Genomic DNA, 15,040 nt, shown 5'->3' with positions numbered 1-15,040 from the left:
AGAGAACCGACAGTTAAATGGAGGAGAAACGTGAAGCTTTATATTTACGATCACTGCCCTTTCTGCATCAAAGCCCGCATGATTTTCGGCCTGAAAAATATTCCCGTTGAGCTAAACGTCCTGGCAAACGACGACGACGCAACGCCCACCCGCATGATCGGCAAAAAAATGGCGCCCATTTTGCAAAAGGACGACAGCCGTTATCTGCCCGAAAGTATGGATATCGTCCATTATGTGGACAACCTTGACGGCAAACCCTTGCTGATCGGAAAACAGAACCCCGCGATTGATGAGTGGCTACGCAAAGTTAACGGTTACGCCAATCGCCTGCTCCTTCCGCGTTTCGCAAAATCGGCATTTGATGAGTTTTCCACGCCATCGGCGCGGAAGTACTTCACCGAGAAAAAAGAGGCCATGATTGGCGACTTTGGCGAAAATCTGGCGCATTCCAGCGGGCTCATCAAAAACATCAGCGACGATCTGCGCGCGCTGGATAAATTGATTGTGCAGCCTAATGCCGTGAACGGTGAACTGTCTGAAGACGATATTCATCTGTTCCCGTTATTACGTAACCTGACGCTGGTCGCAGGCATAAACTGGCCAACCCGGGTCGCTGATTACCGTGATAACATGGCAAAACAGACGCAAATCAACCTGTTATCGTCTATGGCCCTCTAATGTTTGTGGGTGGAGGCGCCATGCCGCCACCCTTTCAGTTTTTTCTGCTGGTGCGCGGCGTGCTGGTGCCACATGCTGCTTTGTGTCAGGATTACGACACGGGCATCATGTTGAGGAACCCCATGAAAAAGATTGTCTTTGCCGCTGCATTGTTGGTTAGCGGCCTGTTGGTTGGCTGCAACCAACTCACGCAGTACACGGTAAGCGAGCAAGAAATTAATCAGGCGCTTGAAAAACGGAATAATTTTTCCAAAGACATTGGCTTACCGGGCATCGCGGATGCGCATATTGTACTGACGAATCTCAGCAGCCAGATTGGCCGGGAAGAGCCCAACAAAGTCACGCTAACCGGTGATGCGAACCTGGATATGAGCTCCCTGTTTGGCAGCCAGAAAGCCACCATGAAACTGAAGCTGAAAGCGCTACCGGTCTTTAACAAAGAAAAAGGCGCGATTTATCTGCAAGAAATGGAAGTGGTGGATGCAACCGTAACGCCGGAAAAAATGCAATCGGTGCTGCAAACGCTGATGCCTTACCTGAATCAGTCGTTGCGTAATTATTTTAATCAACAACCGGCCTACGTTTTGCGTGAAGACAGCAGCAAAGGCGAAGCGCTGGCGAAAAAATATGCCAAAGGCATAGAGGTTAAACCGGGCGAAATCATCATCCCGTTCACCGACTAACGCACCAGGGCGCATTTGCGCCCTTTTTTTTCGTGCAAACGAAAACGTTTCCGCTTATCCTTGGTTTCCGGCAAAAATGACTATCCCCCCAGCCGGAGCATATTAATGACTGCACCATCCCAGGTTTTAAAGATCCGCCGCCCAGACGACTGGCACGTTCACCTTCGCGATGGCGACATGTTAAAAACTGTCGTGCCTTACACCAGTGAAATTTATGGCCGCGCGATAGTGATGCCGAACCTGGCGCCGCCTGTTACGACGGTCGATGCGGCCATCGCATACCGCCAGCGCATTCTTGATGCCGTTCCTGCCGGGCATGACTTTACCCCACTGATGACCTGCTACTTAACGGATACGCTTGATCCTGATGAGCTTGAGCGCGGATTCCGCGAAGGCGTCTTTACCGCAGCAAAACTCTATCCGGCCAACGCGACCACCAACTCCAGCCACGGCGTCACCTCTGTCGATACGATCATGCCGGTACTGGAGCGCATGGAAAAACTCGGCATGCCGTTGCTGGTACACGGCGAAGTTACCCATGCTGATATCGATATTTTTGACCGCGAAGCACGGTTTATTGAAACGGTGATGGAGCCGCTGCGCCACCGTCTGACGGCGTTGAAGGTTGTATTTGAGCACATTACCACCAAAGATGCCGCAGAGTACGTTCGCGACGGCAACGAGCTGTTAGCCGCCACCATCACGCCACAGCATCTGCTGTTTAATCGCAACCATATGCTGGTCGGCGGCATTCGCCCGCATCTGTATTGCCTGCCGATCCTCAAACGTAACGTCCACCAGCAGGCCTTGCGTGAACTGGTCGCCAGCGGATTTAGCCGCGCCTTCCTCGGTACCGACTCCGCGCCGCACGCCCGTCATCGGAAAGAAACCAGCTGTGGCTGCGCAGGCTGCTTTAATGCCCCGACGGCGCTTGGCAGCTACGCTACGGTCTTTGAAGAGATGAACGCCCTCGCGCATTTTGAAGCGTTCTGCTCACTCAATGGGCCACGGTTCTACGGCCTGCCGGTCAATGAAACCTACGTTGAACTGGTACGCGAAGAGCAGCTCGTCCCGGAAAGCATCGCGCTTGCCGATGACTCACTGGTGCCCTTCCTCGGCGGCGAGCGCGTACGCTGGTCAGTAAAATAATAAAAAAAATGTGGCCAACTGTTGTAAGCCGGAAAGGTTAACTGTATAAATACACAGTATATTCAACAGGGGGCCATTATGCGTATTGAAGTCACTATAGCGAAAACGTCACCTTTGCCTGCTGGCGCGATTGACGCGCTGGCCGGTGAACTCTCCCGCCGTATCCATCACTCTTTTCCAGATAACGCGGGCAATGTTGTCGTCCGTTATGCCGCAGCCAACAATTTGTCGGTCATTGGCGCGACAAAAGAGGATAAAGAACGCATCAGCGAAATCCTACAGGAAACCTGGGAAAGCGCGGATGACTGGTTCGTCAATGAATAAAAAATGATATGCAGTAATGTTCGTTTTTGCCGGGTCGCCCCGGCTTTTTTATTTGCGCAACTGGTCGCTTTTTAATCCATTACTCAAAATAACTGCACAACATGCCAAAAAAATATGAATAACATGCTGTTTTATTGTGCACATAATTCTTAAAAAGAAGAAATTTATTCTGTCACCCTTTAAATTTCCAGTGAATAGCCTTATTTATTGATATACTGAAGTTGCTTCAGAAAAAAACACGCATTGAACCTCGAAAACCGTTGTCTTGTAACACGTATTAGGGGGCATAATGGAAAAGAATAATGAAGTCATTCAGACTCATCCGCTTGTAGGATGGGACATCAGCACCGTTGACAGCTATGATGCGCTGATGTTGCGTTTGCACTACCAGACCCCGAATCGCCCTGACCCTGATGGGACTGAAGTTGGTCAGACGCTCTGGTTAACCACCGATGTTGCCAGACAATTTATTTCGATATTAGAAGCAGGCATCGCCAAAATTGAATCTGGCGATTACCAGGAAAATGAGTATCGCCGTCATTAACGTGACGCGACCCCTCCACCCAAAGGCACCTTAAAAGGTGCCTTTATCGTTTCATACCCTTAATAATTCCACTGACAGAAAATCGGCCGACAAACGCGCCGCCGCGACGGCAATCCGAAAGCATGACGAGTATAACTTGTATATCTCAATTCACTTATTTACCCTGCAATAATCGCGATAGCAGAGAGAAGCTGATGAAATACGACTTAATCATTATTGGCAGCGGTTCCGTCGGCGCCGCAGCCGGATATTATGCCACTCGCGCCGGACTGAAGGTTCTGATGACAGATGCCCATATGCCGCCACATCAACAGGGCAGCCATCACGGCGATACCCGGTTAATCCGTCACGCTTATGGCGAGGGTGAGAAATACGTTCCTCTGGTGCTGCGTGCGCAAACGTTATGGGAAGAGCTTTCAACGCATAATGAAGATCCCATCTTCGTCCGCTCCGGCGTCATAAACCTCGGCCCGGCGGACTCGCCATTTCTGGCGAACGTGGCGCATAGCGCACAGCAATGGCAGTTGAACGTTGAACAACTGGATGCCGCCGCCATCATGGCACGCTGGCCTGAAATTCGCGTCCCTGACAACTACATTGGCCTGTTCGAAACGGACTCCGGTTTTCTGCGCAGTGAACTGGCGATCAAAACCTGGGTTCGCCTTGCCGAAGAGGCTGGCTGTGCGCAGCTCTTTAACTGCCCCGTCACCGCCCTTCATCACGATAGCGACGGCGTTACCGTTGAAACCGCTGACGGCGAATACCGCGCGAAGAAAGTGTTGATCAGTGCCGGTACATGGGTACAGGCGCTGGTGCCGGAACTCCCCATCCAACCCGTTCGTAAAGTTTTTGCCTGGTATCAGGCTGACGGGCGCTACAGCATGAAAAATAACTTCCCGGCGTTCACTGGAGAACTCCCGAACGGCGATCAGTATTACGGTTTTCCCGCCGAAAACGACGCATTAAAAATAGGAAAACACAACGGTGGTCAGTTGATTCACTCACCGGAAGAGCGCAAGCCGTTTGCCGCCGTCGCCAGCGATGGTTCCGAAGCGTTCCCCTTCCTGCGCACTATCCTGCCCGGCATTGGCTGCTGCCTGAACGGCGCCGCCTGTACCTATGATAATTCCCCGGATGAAGATTTTATTATCGATACATTACCGGGACATGATAATACGCTGATCGTCACCGGTCTGAGCGGCCACGGCTTTAAGTTCGCCTCGGTATTGGGTGAGATTGCCGCCGATTTCGCGCAGGGTAAATCGCCGGCTTTTGACCTGACGCCATTCAAACTGAACCGCTTTACGCAATAATGACCCAATGGCCTCGCAAACGGGGCCGTTTCTTTTTGAGGAGTCAGGCTGTGCGTCGTATTTTTCACTATCTGATCAATAATATTCGTGAGCATTTTATGCTCTACGTTATTTTATGGTCGCTGCTGGCCATCATGGACATTATTTATATCATGTTCTTTTAATTTATTTCAGCTGACAAAAATTGACAAAACCTGAGATTACTCTAACTTTCATTGTAATAATTTGACCAATAAGAAACCTCCCGCCCTCCTGCCCTATATAGATAAAACCGCTAATCACCTCGAATCTTCTGACGCAGAATGACAAATTCAATCAATTTTATTGAAATAAAAACAAATATCGCCATGATTGTTATTTATTAGTTGCATTAATGTCTCTAACAGGTCATTTTCATTCTCTCCTGAAATATCCATTGGTGTGTTTATGCAATTCAAAAATACTCCTCAGCGCTATGGCGCCATTTCTGTATTGCTTCACTGGCTGGTCGCCATTGTTGTATACGGCATGTTTGCCCTGGGTTTATGGATGGTGACGCTCAGCTATTACGATGGCTGGTATCACCAGGCGCCGGAATTGCATAAAAGTATCGGCATCCTGCTAATGATGGGGCTGGTTATACGTGTTTTCTGGCGTTTCGTCTCACCACCGCCAAAGGCGCTGAAAAGCTATTCACGCCTGACCCGTCTGGGTGCGGCGGTGGGCCACCTTGCGCTGTATCTTCTGCTCTTCGCCATTGTGATCAGCGGCTATCTGATCTCAACCGCCGACGGCAAACCGATCAGCGTGTTTGGGTGGTTTGACGTGCCCGCCACGCTGGCCGACGCGGGCGCTCAGGCCGATCTTGCCGGTAGCCTGCACCTGTGGCTGGCCTGGAGCGTTGTGATTTTGTCTGTTCTGCATGGGCTAATGGCCCTGAAGCACCATTTCATCGATAAAGACGACACCCTGAAGCGTATGCTGGGGAGATCGTCGCCTGACTATGGAGTTGAAAAATGAAAAAAAGCCTGCTGGGACTGACTTTTGCTTCCCTGTTATTCACCACTGGTTCTGCAATCGCGGCAGACTATAAAATTGATAAAGAGGGACAACACGCCTTCGTTAACTTCCGTATCCAGCACCTGGGTTACAGCTGGCTGTACGGGACGTTCAAAGATTTCGACGGGACATTTACCTTCGATGAAAAAAATCCGGCAGCGGATAAAGTGAACGTCACCATTAACACCAACAGCGTTGATACCAACCATGCGGAGCGTGATAAGCACCTGCGTAGCGCTGATTTCCTGAACGTGGCGAAATTCCCGCAGGCGACGTTTACCTCGACCAGCGTGAAAAAAGATGGCGACGAGCTGGATATCACCGGCGACCTGACGCTCAATGGCGTCACCAAACCGGTCACGCTGGAAGCGAAGCTGATCGGCCAGGGTGACGATCCGTGGGGCGGGAAGCGCGCGGGCTTTGAAGCGGAAGGTAAAATTAAGCTGAAAGACTTCAACATCACCACCGACCTCGGCCCTGCATCGCAGGAAGTCGATCTGATTATCTCGGTGGAAGGCGTACAGCAGAAGTAACGAATGCCGGATGGCGGCTTCGCCTTATCCGGCCTACAGCAACGCACATTGTAGGCCCGGTAAGCAAAGCGCCACCGGGCATAATGCCGGATGACGGCATTGCCTTCAGCACATATTGTAGGCCCGGTAAGCGGAGCGCCACCGGGCATAATGCCGGATGACAGCGTCGCCTTCAGCACACATTGTAGGCCCGGTAAGCGAAGCGCCACCGGGCGTAATGCCGGATGGCGCTACGTTATTCCGCCGGGTCGGGAATGCCCAGTTGGGTATTCAGGCGGCCACGCGATTTATTGAAGATTTTATTGCCATTCTCACGGCCAGCGCGGCGACGGCGCTGTTCCTCTTCCGGCAAACTGCTCTCTTCACAGCACAGCTCGCTACAGCAGCCTTTAAACTTCTCGGCGCAAGCCGGGCACTGAATAAACAGCAGATGGCAACCATCATTTTTACAGTTGGTATGGCTGTCGCACGGTGTGCCGCACTGGTGACAATGCGCGATAACCTCATCAGAGATCCGCTCTCCCATGCGCTCATCAAACACAAAGTTCTTACCAATGAAACGCACCGGCAGTCCCTGCTCGCGCGCCCTACGCGCGTACTCAATGATGCCGCCCTCAATGTGCCACACTTTGTTAAAACCGTTATGCTTCATCCAGGCGCTGGCTTTTTCACAACGAATACCGCCCGTACAATACATGACGATTTTCTTGTCTCTATGCTCCTGCATCATTTCAACAGCTTTTGGCAACTGTTCGCGGAACGTATCAGCCGGAATTTCCAGCGCATTTTCGAAATGCCCCACTTCATATTCGTAGTGGTTACGCATGTCGATAAACACGGCATCAGGATCGTCCAGCATGGCGTTCACTTCCGCCGCTTTCAGGTACTCGCCAACGTCGCTGGCATCAAAATTCGGATCGTCGATACCATCAGCCACAATCCGCTCACGTACTTTCATACGCAGCACCCAGAAGGACTTACCGTCATCGTCCAGCGCAATATTCAGACGCAAGCCGTTTAATGCGGGATCAAACGCATACAGCTGCTCACGAAACGCCGCGACCTGACTTTGCGGCACGCTGATCTGTGCGTTAATGCCTTCACGCGCCAGATAAACGCGACCAAAAACATTCAGCGAGGTAAACATCTGGTACAACGCGTCGCGCGTGCTCTGCGGATCGACGATCGTGAAATATTTATAAAAAGAGATGGTCGTGCGCGGCTCCGTTTCAGCTAACATCCGGGCTTTAAGCGCATCGTTCGAAATGCGGTTGTGTAACACTGGCATGGTGTACGTATCCTGCAATCAGTAAAAATGAAATCGGGCGGCATCATAAAGCAAACATCGCCAATTTACATCCACACATTTTGCGCTACATTTCATTCTTCATACTAAGAAATTAACAACAATTGCCGCTTTTATCGTCGTTCTCCAACCACAAATTTTTGCTGTACACGAAAAAATGCGACAATACAGGGAATTGCTCGTTTACAGACAGGATAGAGATGACGAATTTACCTAAGTTCTCCGTTGCGCTACTGCATCCACGTTATTGGTTAACCTGGCTGGGTATTGGTGCTCTTTGGTTGGTCGTGCAATTGCCCTACCCGGTGATTTACAAACTGGGTTGTGCAATGGGACGTCTGGCGTTGCGTTTTATGAAGCGCCGCGCCCGCATCGCCTATCGTAATCTTGAATTGTGCTTTCCGCAGATGAGCGAGCAAGAACGCCACCAGATGGTGGTGAAGAACTTCGAGTCTGTCGGGATGGGCGTGATGGAAACCGGCATGGCCTGGTTCTGGTCCGACCGCCGTATTTCACGCTGGACAGATGTCAGCGGCGTTGAGCATATCCGCGACGTTCAGGCCCGGGAGCGAGGGATTCTGCTGGTTGGCCTGCACTTTCTGACGCTGGAGCTGGGCGCGCGCCAGTTTGGTTTGCAACAGCCTGGCATTGGCGTTTATCGTCCGAATGACAATCCGTTGCTCGACTGGCTACAGACCTGGGGACGTATGCGCTCCAACAAGTCGATGCTCGATCGCAAAGACCTGAAAGGCATGATCAAAGCGCTAAAAAAAGGTGAAGTGGTCTGGTATGCGCCGGATCATGACTATGGCCCGCGCGCCAGCGTGTTTGTCCCGCTGTTTGCCGTGGAACAGGCCGCCACCACGTCAGGAACCTGGATGCTCTCCCGGATGTCCAACGCCTGTCTGGTGCCGTTTGTTCCGCGTCGTAAACCCGATGGCAAAGGCTATGAGCTGATTCTCCTGCCGCCGGAATGCTCACCACCGCTGGATGACGCCGAAACCACCGCGGCCTGGATGAACACGATCGTAGAGAAATGCATCATGATGGCGCCCGAGCAATACATGTGGTTGCATCGCCGTTTCAAAACGCGTCCTGAAGGTATGCCCTCCCGTTACTGATTCATCAGGTGCAGCCGGGCGACGGTTGCACCTTCTCATCGCCTCTTTTAGCTTTAAAAGCTACTCACATTGCCGCCCTCAGCAGGCAGGCGCATAATAAGAGAGTATTGCCTTATTTTTATTCTGATGATAGCGCAAACAGCGCATCACACTGCGGATCGCTATGTCACCCTCTGATGTCCCCATAAACTGGAAACGCAATCTCACCGTGGCCTGGCTGGGCTGTTTTTTGACCGGCGCGGCGTTTAGCCTGGTGATGCCATTTTTACCCCTCTACGTTGAGCAGCTCGGCGTAACGGGCCACAGCGCGCTGAATATGTGGTCGGGGCTGGTTTTCAGTATCACCTTCCTGTTTTCCGCTATTGCCTCGCCTTTTTGGGGCGGGCTGGCCGATCGCAAAGGACGAAAGATCATGCTGCTGCGCTCAGCCCTCGGCATGGCGATAGTTATGCTGCTGATGGGGCTGGCGCAGAACATCTGGCAGTTTCTGATCCTGCGCGCATTGTTAGGTCTGCTCGGCGGATTTGTGCCAAACGCAAATGCGCTTATCGCCACTCAGGTGCCGCGTAATAAGAGCGGCTGGGCGTTAGGAACGCTTTCTACTGGCGGCGTCAGCGGCGCGTTGCTCGGCCCTCTGGCGGGCGGATTGCTTGCCGACCAGTACGGATTACGCCCTGTCTTTTTCATCACCGCCAGCGTGCTGTTGGTCTGTTTCTTACTGACGCTCTTTTTTATTCGCGAGCGTTTTCAGCCTGTCAGCAAAAAGGAGATGTTGCACGTCCGGGAGGTCGTTGGCTCACTAAAAAACCCAAAGCTGGTTTTGAGTCTGTTCGTCACCACGCTGATCATTCAGGTTGCAACCGGATCGATCGCGCCTATTCTGACGTTATATGTGCGAGAGCTAGCCGGTAACGTCAGCAATATCGCATTTATCAGCGGAATGATCGCCTCGGTGCCCGGCGTGGCGGCGTTGCTCAGCGCGCCCCGGCTCGGCAAACTGGGAGATCGCATTGGCCCCGAAAAGATCCTGATTACCGCCCTGATTATCTCTGTCCTGCTGCTGATCCCGATGTCATTCGTACAAACGCCCTGGCAGCTTGGCGTGCTGCGCTTTTTACTTGGCGCGGCGGACGGCGCCCTGCTCCCTGCCGTACAGACTCTGCTGGTCTATAACGCCAGCAATCAGATCGCCGGGCGCATTTTCAGTTACAACCAGTCATTTCGCGATATTGGCAACGTCACAGGCCCGTTAATGGGGGCGGCTATTTCTGCCAGCTACGGTTTTCGCGCCGTGTTTTGCGTCACCGCAGGCGTCGTGTTGTTCAACGCAATTTATTCGTGGAACAGCCTGCGGCGGCGCAGAGAGACCCTCGCGGCAAAATGATTTTTGCGCTTTCATACTTGCAAAACCGGAGAATCAGCTATTCTTTCCCTGAATACCTCATCAAATCAAAGGGAGACAGTGATGACTATGTACGCCACGCTGGAAGAAGCCATTGATGCAGCCCGTGAAGAGTTTCTGGCTGACAACCCGGAACTCGAACAAGATGAAGCCAATGTTCAACAACTCAATATCCAGAAATACGTGCTACAGGATGGCGACATCATGTGGCAGGCCGAGTTTTTTGCCGATGAGGGCGAAGAAGGCGAATGTCTGCCAATGCTGAGTGGCGAAGCGGCGCAAAGCGTCTTTGACGGCGATTATGATGAGATAGAGATTCGTCAAGAGTGGCTGGAAGAGAACACTCTGCATGAGTGGGATGACGGTGAATTTCAGCTCGAGCCGCCTCTGGATACCGAAGAAGGCCAGACTGCGGCGGATGAGTGGGATGAGCGTTAACTACTCATAAGGGCCGTGGTGTATATCCAGCGGCAGCAGCAGCGTATCAAAAACCAGTGAAAACGGCAGATCGAGAACCGTGACATAGCGCCACGCGGAATCCCGGACATCCCACTGCACGCCGGGATAGTATTGATTGCCGTGCCCTTGTCCGGGGATCGTCCTGCTAATGATGCTGCCGCACCCGCTCAGAAGTAGCGCCATTACGCCAACCACGATTATTCGCACCGGATACCTCATTCGTCGTTTTGTTCAGTATAAAAAAATACCGGCAGCAGGCCGGTATTTTCAGATAATTGTCAGCGCATATTTGTCGGCCTGATAAACGCCACGTTTATCAGACCGCTACGGCTTACTTCTTCTGCAACGCCAGTGGGTTCAGGTTGATACCCTGATAGTAGTTAACCCACGATGAATATCTTTCCGGTGAATTCCAGACGCGATAGTGTAAACGCGCCATCGTCACTGGATCGCTCAACAACACCAGACGGCGGTCGCGATTCAGTTTTTCCGGCGTTTCATTCAGCGCCTGCTCCACATGGCGGTCGCGCGCAATCTCCAGCACCTTACTGGCGCGGTGACGGGCCGTAGCCATCGCCGTAGCCAGTGCGTTAAACGACGGATTAAACACCGCGTGCATAAAGCCGTCATCCAGCGTGCGATTGCGGTTCATCGCCAGGTATTTGTCAGTATCCACCAGCACCTGCGGCGGGGAATACTCTTCCGGGATGAGGAACAGTTTCCAGCGTTTGGTGCGCAAGCCCACCGTTGAACGGCTGGAAACCACGGACACAAACGGCGACAGAATCAGCGAGAAGACAATCGGCGCCAGCCAGAACAGGAAACGTAAATCCAGCCAGGCCATGCCAACCGCCCATACCAGGCCGAGCAGCAGTTGGGAACCATGACGCATGAAGGCTTCACCCCACGGGGTAGAGTCATCGTCACGCTGCGGTGAATTCCAGACCACTTCCCAGCCGAGGAATGCGCTCACCACAAACACCGTGTGGAACAACATGCGTACCGGCGCCAGCAGCACAGAGAACAGCACTTCCAGCAGCAGCGACAGCGTTACGCGCACAAATCCGCCATACTCTTTTGTGCCCTTACACCAGATGAGCATAATACTCAGCAGCTTCGGCAGGAACAGCAGCACCATCGTGGATGCAAACAGCGCAATCGCCAGCTCGGGACGCCACTGCGGCCAGACCGGGAACAGCTGGCGCGGTTGCAGGAAGTATTGCGGTTCGGTCAACGCATGAACTACCTGCAAAGCGGTGGAAAGCGCCAGGAACATAAACCACAGCGGCGCCGACAGGTAAGACATAACCCCCGTCAGGAACACCGCACGGTGAACCGGGTGCATTCCTTTCACCAGGAACAGGCGGAAGTTCATCAGGTTGCCATGACACCAGCGGCGGTCACGCTTAAGTTCATCCAGCAGGTTCGGCGGCAGTTCTTCATACGAACCCGGCAGGTCGTAGGCAATCCAGACGCCCCACCCTGCACGACGCATTAACGCCGCTTCCACGAAGTCATGCGAGAGGATGGAACCCGCGAACGATCCTTCGCCCGGCAGCGGCGCAAGCGCACAGTGTTCGATGAATGGCTTCACGCGAATAATCGCGTTGTGGCCCCAGTAATGCGACTCGCCTAACTGCCAGAAGTGCAGCCCGGCGGTAAACAGCGGGCCGTACACGCGGGTAGCAAACTGCTGGCAACGCGCATACAGCGTATCCATACCGGACGCTTTCGGCGACGACTGGATGATCCCGGCATTCGGGTTCGCTTCCATCAGACGCACCAGGCCGCTCAGACACTCGCCGGTCATCACCGAGTCAGCGTCCAGCACCACCATGTAGCTGTACTGGTTGCCCCAGCGACGGCAGAAGTCATCGATATTGCCGCTTTTGCGCTTCACACGACGGCGGCGACGGCGATAGAAAATCTGTCCTTCGCCCTGCACTTCAGCAATCAGCTCCATCCACGCTTTTTGTTCCGCCACGCAGATATCGGGGTTGTAGCTATCGCTCAGGATATAGACGTCGAAATGTGCTGCGTTGCCGGTCGCTTTAACCGATTCCCACGTAGCGCGTAGCCCCGCGAACACGCGGTCAACGTCCTCGTTGCAGATAGGCATAATCAACGCGGTACGGTGCTCTGGATTCAGCGGCTCATTTCCCACCGTTGACGCCGAAATACTGTATTTATCGCGGCCAATCAGCAGTTGCAGGAAGCCCATAAGCGCGGTCCAGAACCCCGCAGACACCCAGCAGAACAGCACGGCGAACAGGATCAGGATGCCGGTTTGCAGCACATACGGCAGCAGTTGCATAAAGGAGACCCACAGATCCTGCCCGATCATGTCGGCGGGATTGATGAGCGCCCAGCCCTGGTAAGGAAGAATGGTCTTCATATACCAGGTCGCAACCACCGTCTGCGCCAGCGTCAGCAGCAACAGGATGTAGCGGCGGATTGTCCCGACGGTACGCCATTTTTGCTCGTTCTCCTGCTCTTCTTTCGTCAGGCGGGAGAGATAACGCGGCGTCACGTCCCGGCCGCGCAAGCGGTCCCAGAAACGCCCCAGCGGGTTGGTGCGCCAGGGATCGGGGAACATAGAAGAACGCGTCGCTTTCGGCATTGCCTGCAACTGATCGCGTCCCTCATCATCCTTAATCAGTTGCCCTTCGGCCAGCGAATCCGGCCAGGCCTGCTCAAGGCGCGCTTTAACAGATCCCTGCGGTGAATCGTCTTCTCGCGAGTAAGCTCGATGCTCAACATCCAGCGCCTCATGGACGGCGCGGATGTCCGTTTTCGGCAGCGCCGCTTTCTCAATGTCTGAAAGCGGCATTGCGTCAATATACTCAGTTGTCTTATTCATTGGCAGGTAACTGGTAGCTCCAGGTTTCACTCAACGGCTGATCGGCATTCACCAACGCAGCACGCATTTCAGTGGTTTTCTTCGCGTCTTTCACTTTTACGCGCAGCGTCAAACGCCAGCCTTTCGTCACCGGGTTATAACGCACTGAGTTCTCAACGATTTCGCCGTTATCGCCAATACTGGTTTGCGCCGTGACAGGGGTATCCTGCGGCAGCTTTTTCATATCTGTGCCGACAAAATCCACGACGAAGGCGATGGTGCCGTCAGGCTGGCGAATCAGGTTAGACTGTTTGACATCGCCCGTAGAGCGACGCGTCTGCTGAACCCAGGCATTCTCCGGCGCATGAAGTTTCTCTTCATCGCGGGTAAACGTCATGGTGTACTTGAAGTTCATCTCTTTGCCTGCTTCAGGCAGTTGATCCGGCGTCCAGTAGGCCACGATGTTATCGTTAGTTTCATCGTTGGTCGGAATTTCCACCAGTTCGATTTTCCCTTTGCCCCACTCGCCTTTCGGCGTGATCCAGGCGCTTGGGCGCAGGTCATAGCGATCGTCTAAATCTTCAAAGCGCGAGAACTGGCGGCCGCGTTGCAGCAAGCCGAACCCTTGCGGGTTTTCCATCGCATAGCTGCTCACCGCAAGATGTTTCGGGTTATTCAGCGGGCGCCAGATCCATTCACCGTTGCCCGCATGGATAGACAACCCGTTAGAGTCGTGCAATTCCGGGCGATAGTTGGTTGCCGGAGACGGCTGGTTCGGCCCAAACAGGAACATGCTGGTTAACGGCGCAACGCCCAGTTTACCGACTTTATCACGCAGGTAGACTTTCGACTGAACGTCCACCACGGTGTCACGCCCAGGGATGATGACGAAGCGGTATGCCCCGGTCGCACGCGGGGAATCGAGCAACGCATAGATGGTCAAACGTTTGTCAGTCGGTTTTGGACGCTCAATCCAGAACTCGCGAAAGCGGGGAAATTCCTCACCGGAAGGCAGCGCGGTATCAATCGCCAGACCACGCGCGGAAAGGCCATAGACCTGGCCTGCGCCAATGACGCGGAAATAGCTGGCACCGAGCATGCTGACGATTTCATCGTTTTTGTCTTTGCTGTTGATCGGGTACAGCACTTTGAACCCGGCGAAGCCGAGGTCTTTGACGGTGTCTTTATCATGCTGAACATCGCCAAAATTGAAATAGTCCGGGTTGTATTTGATTCTTTTTACCGTCGTCGCGGTAACTTCGTTGATCCTGACCGGCGTGTCGAAGTACATACCCTGGTGGTAGAACTCGAGCTTGAATGGGGTCTTGATATTGCTCCAGTACGCTTTATCACGGTTAAACTGGATCTGCTGATAGTCCGCATATTTCATGTCGCGGAAAACGGAGGGCAAGTTACTTTTCGGCGCCTCATAGCCTTTACCGGCTAAGGATTGAGCTTGTTTTGCAACATCATCGATGGTGAACGCCCAACTCGACGATGTGTACAGCGTTAACATTACCGCCGCGCCCAACCAACGCATTTTCATCATTTGTCGTTTATGTTTCATAATAAGTAAGCACTTCCCCCTTTGTGTGCTTATATCGATCCGATCCATTTTAATGGATAATCAGGCAATCCGACAACTGAATCC

At 53.1% G+C, this 15,040-nt stretch carries 16 protein-coding genes; 12 read left to right on the top strand and 4 right to left on the bottom strand.

Annotated elements, in window-relative coordinates:
• Positions 1 to 30: 30 nt before the first annotated feature.
• The 9 genes from grxB to OGV82_RS17980 all read left to right on the top strand — a co-directional run bounded on the left by grxB (position 31) and on the right by OGV82_RS17980 (position 6,262).
• Positions 31 to 678: a glutaredoxin 2 gene (gene grxB, locus OGV82_RS18020; RefSeq protein ID WP_024130444.1), complete on the top strand. Its 648-nt coding sequence runs from the start codon at positions 31 to 33 to the stop codon at positions 676 to 678.
• A gap of 122 nt (positions 679 to 800) precedes the next feature.
• Positions 801 to 1,361, top strand: a complete 561-nt coding sequence (locus OGV82_RS18015; RefSeq protein WP_024130445.1) for a lipoprotein — start codon at positions 801 to 803, stop codon at positions 1,359 to 1,361.
• A 105-nt stretch (positions 1,362 to 1,466) separates the two neighbouring features.
• A complete protein-coding gene (pyrC, locus tag OGV82_RS18010; protein WP_101744266.1) occupies positions 1,467 to 2,510 on the top strand; it encodes a dihydroorotase in 1,044 nt (347 codons plus the stop codon).
• A gap of 78 nt (positions 2,511 to 2,588) precedes the next feature.
• Complete coding sequence (gene dinI, locus OGV82_RS18005) at positions 2,589 to 2,834, top strand: DNA damage-inducible protein I (RefSeq protein WP_012132864.1); 246 nt, start codon at positions 2,589 to 2,591, stop codon at positions 2,832 to 2,834.
• A 289-nt stretch (positions 2,835 to 3,123) separates the two neighbouring features.
• Positions 3,124 to 3,378 carry a biofilm formation regulator BssS gene (gene bssS, locus OGV82_RS18000; protein WP_012132867.1) on the top strand — a complete coding sequence of 85 codons (255 nt, stop codon included), beginning with the start codon at positions 3,124 to 3,126 and terminating at the stop codon, positions 3,376 to 3,378.
• Positions 3,379 to 3,572: 194 nt separating this feature from the next.
• Positions 3,573 to 4,691 (top strand): N-methyl-L-tryptophan oxidase, encoded by a 1,119-nt coding sequence (gene solA / locus OGV82_RS17995; RefSeq protein ID WP_047457557.1) that lies wholly within the window; start codon positions 3,573 to 3,575, stop codon positions 4,689 to 4,691.
• A 50-nt stretch (positions 4,692 to 4,741) separates the two neighbouring features.
• Entirely contained in the window at positions 4,742 to 4,855 is a 114-nt protein-coding gene (locus OGV82_RS17990) for a YceO family protein (RefSeq protein ID WP_047457560.1), read from the top strand.
• A gap of 262 nt (positions 4,856 to 5,117) precedes the next feature.
• Positions 5,118 to 5,690, top strand: a complete 573-nt coding sequence (locus tag OGV82_RS17985; protein WP_012132871.1) for a cytochrome b — start codon at positions 5,118 to 5,120, stop codon at positions 5,688 to 5,690.
• On the top strand, positions 5,687 to 6,262 hold the full coding sequence (locus OGV82_RS17980) for a YceI family protein (protein ID WP_012132872.1): 576 nt from the start codon (positions 5,687 to 5,689) through the stop codon (positions 6,260 to 6,262). The genes OGV82_RS17985 and OGV82_RS17980 overlap by 4 nt, the downstream gene beginning before the upstream one ends.
• Positions 6,263 to 6,497: 235 nt before the next feature.
• Here the strand turns inward: OGV82_RS17980 and trhO are convergent, their stop codons facing one another.
• The gene (trhO, locus tag OGV82_RS17975; RefSeq protein ID WP_047457567.1) at positions 6,498 to 7,550 is read right to left on the bottom strand and encodes an oxygen-dependent tRNA uridine(34) hydroxylase TrhO; all 1,053 of its coding nucleotides are present in this window, start codon (positions 7,548 to 7,550) and stop codon (positions 6,498 to 6,500) included.
• A gap of 218 nt (positions 7,551 to 7,768) precedes the next feature.
• On the opposite strand from trhO, the gene OGV82_RS17970 reads away from it, so the two are divergent.
• The 3 genes from OGV82_RS17970 to OGV82_RS17960 all read left to right on the top strand — a co-directional run bounded on the left by OGV82_RS17970 (position 7,769) and on the right by OGV82_RS17960 (position 10,529).
• Positions 7,769 to 8,689 (top strand): Kdo(2)-lipid IV(A) acyltransferase, encoded by a 921-nt coding sequence (locus OGV82_RS17970; protein WP_047457570.1) that lies wholly within the window; start codon positions 7,769 to 7,771, stop codon positions 8,687 to 8,689.
• Between the two features lie 163 nt (positions 8,690 to 8,852).
• The gene (mdtG, locus tag OGV82_RS17965) at positions 8,853 to 10,073 is read left to right on the top strand and encodes a multidrug efflux MFS transporter MdtG (RefSeq protein ID WP_047457573.1); all 1,221 of its coding nucleotides are present in this window, start codon (positions 8,853 to 8,855) and stop codon (positions 10,071 to 10,073) included.
• 81 nt (positions 10,074 to 10,154) lie between these two features.
• Positions 10,155 to 10,529: a MysB family protein gene (locus OGV82_RS17960; protein WP_012132878.1), complete on the top strand. Its 375-nt coding sequence runs from the start codon at positions 10,155 to 10,157 to the stop codon at positions 10,527 to 10,529.
• On the opposite strand, the gene OGV82_RS17955 is transcribed toward OGV82_RS17960, so the two are convergent.
• The 3 genes from OGV82_RS17955 to mdoG form a co-directional block, all read right to left on the bottom strand.
• Positions 10,530 to 10,757: a YceK/YidQ family lipoprotein gene (locus OGV82_RS17955; protein WP_024130446.1), complete on the bottom strand. Its 228-nt coding sequence runs from the start codon at positions 10,755 to 10,757 to the stop codon at positions 10,530 to 10,532.
• A gap of 124 nt (positions 10,758 to 10,881) precedes the next feature.
• Positions 10,882 to 13,410: a glucans biosynthesis glucosyltransferase MdoH gene (gene mdoH / locus OGV82_RS17950; RefSeq protein ID WP_047457577.1), complete on the bottom strand. Its 2,529-nt coding sequence runs from the start codon at positions 13,408 to 13,410 to the stop codon at positions 10,882 to 10,884.
• Positions 13,403 to 14,938, bottom strand: coding sequence for a glucans biosynthesis protein MdoG (gene mdoG / locus OGV82_RS17945; protein WP_077956924.1), 1,536 nt, complete (start codon positions 14,936 to 14,938; stop codon positions 13,403 to 13,405). Before mdoG ends, mdoH begins: the two co-directional genes overlap by 8 nt.
• Positions 14,939 to 15,040: the final 102 nt, after the last annotated feature.

The sequence above is a fragment of the Citrobacter sp. CK191 genome (genome assembly GCF_030333435.1).
Lineage (GTDB): Bacteria > Pseudomonadota > Gammaproteobacteria > Enterobacterales > Enterobacteriaceae > Citrobacter_B > Citrobacter_B koseri.
This window is presented reverse-complemented; position numbering and strand designations above follow the sequence as displayed.

Bases quoted from the DNA above. Each gene is read 5' to 3' on its own strand.
- mdoG (WP_077956924.1), bottom strand. From the start codon at position 14,938: ATGATGAAAATGCGTTGGTTGGGCGCGGCGGTAATGTTAACGCTGTAC.
- OGV82_RS17960 (WP_012132878.1), top strand. From the start codon at position 10,155: ATGACTATGTACGCCACGCTGGAAGAAGCCATTGATGCAGCCCGTGAA.
- bssS (WP_012132867.1), top strand. From the start codon at position 3,124: ATGGAAAAGAATAATGAAGTCATTCAGACTCATCCGCTTGTAGGATGG.
- dinI (WP_012132864.1), top strand. From the start codon at position 2,589: ATGCGTATTGAAGTCACTATAGCGAAAACGTCACCTTTGCCTGCTGGC.
- trhO (WP_047457567.1), bottom strand. From the start codon at position 7,550: ATGCCAGTGTTACACAACCGCATTTCGAACGATGCGCTTAAAGCCCGG.
- pyrC (WP_101744266.1), top strand. From the start codon at position 1,467: ATGACTGCACCATCCCAGGTTTTAAAGATCCGCCGCCCAGACGACTGG.
- OGV82_RS17980 (WP_012132872.1), top strand. From the start codon at position 5,687: ATGAAAAAAAGCCTGCTGGGACTGACTTTTGCTTCCCTGTTATTCACC.
- mdtG (WP_047457573.1), top strand. From the start codon at position 8,853: ATGTCACCCTCTGATGTCCCCATAAACTGGAAACGCAATCTCACCGTG.
- mdoH (WP_047457577.1), bottom strand. From the start codon at position 13,410: ATGAATAAGACAACTGAGTATATTGACGCAATGCCGCTTTCAGACATT.
- solA (WP_047457557.1), top strand. From the start codon at position 3,573: ATGAAATACGACTTAATCATTATTGGCAGCGGTTCCGTCGGCGCCGCA.
- OGV82_RS17985 (WP_012132871.1), top strand. From the start codon at position 5,118: ATGCAATTCAAAAATACTCCTCAGCGCTATGGCGCCATTTCTGTATTG.
- OGV82_RS18015 (WP_024130445.1), top strand. From the start codon at position 801: ATGAAAAAGATTGTCTTTGCCGCTGCATTGTTGGTTAGCGGCCTGTTG.
- OGV82_RS17970 (WP_047457570.1), top strand. From the start codon at position 7,769: ATGACGAATTTACCTAAGTTCTCCGTTGCGCTACTGCATCCACGTTAT.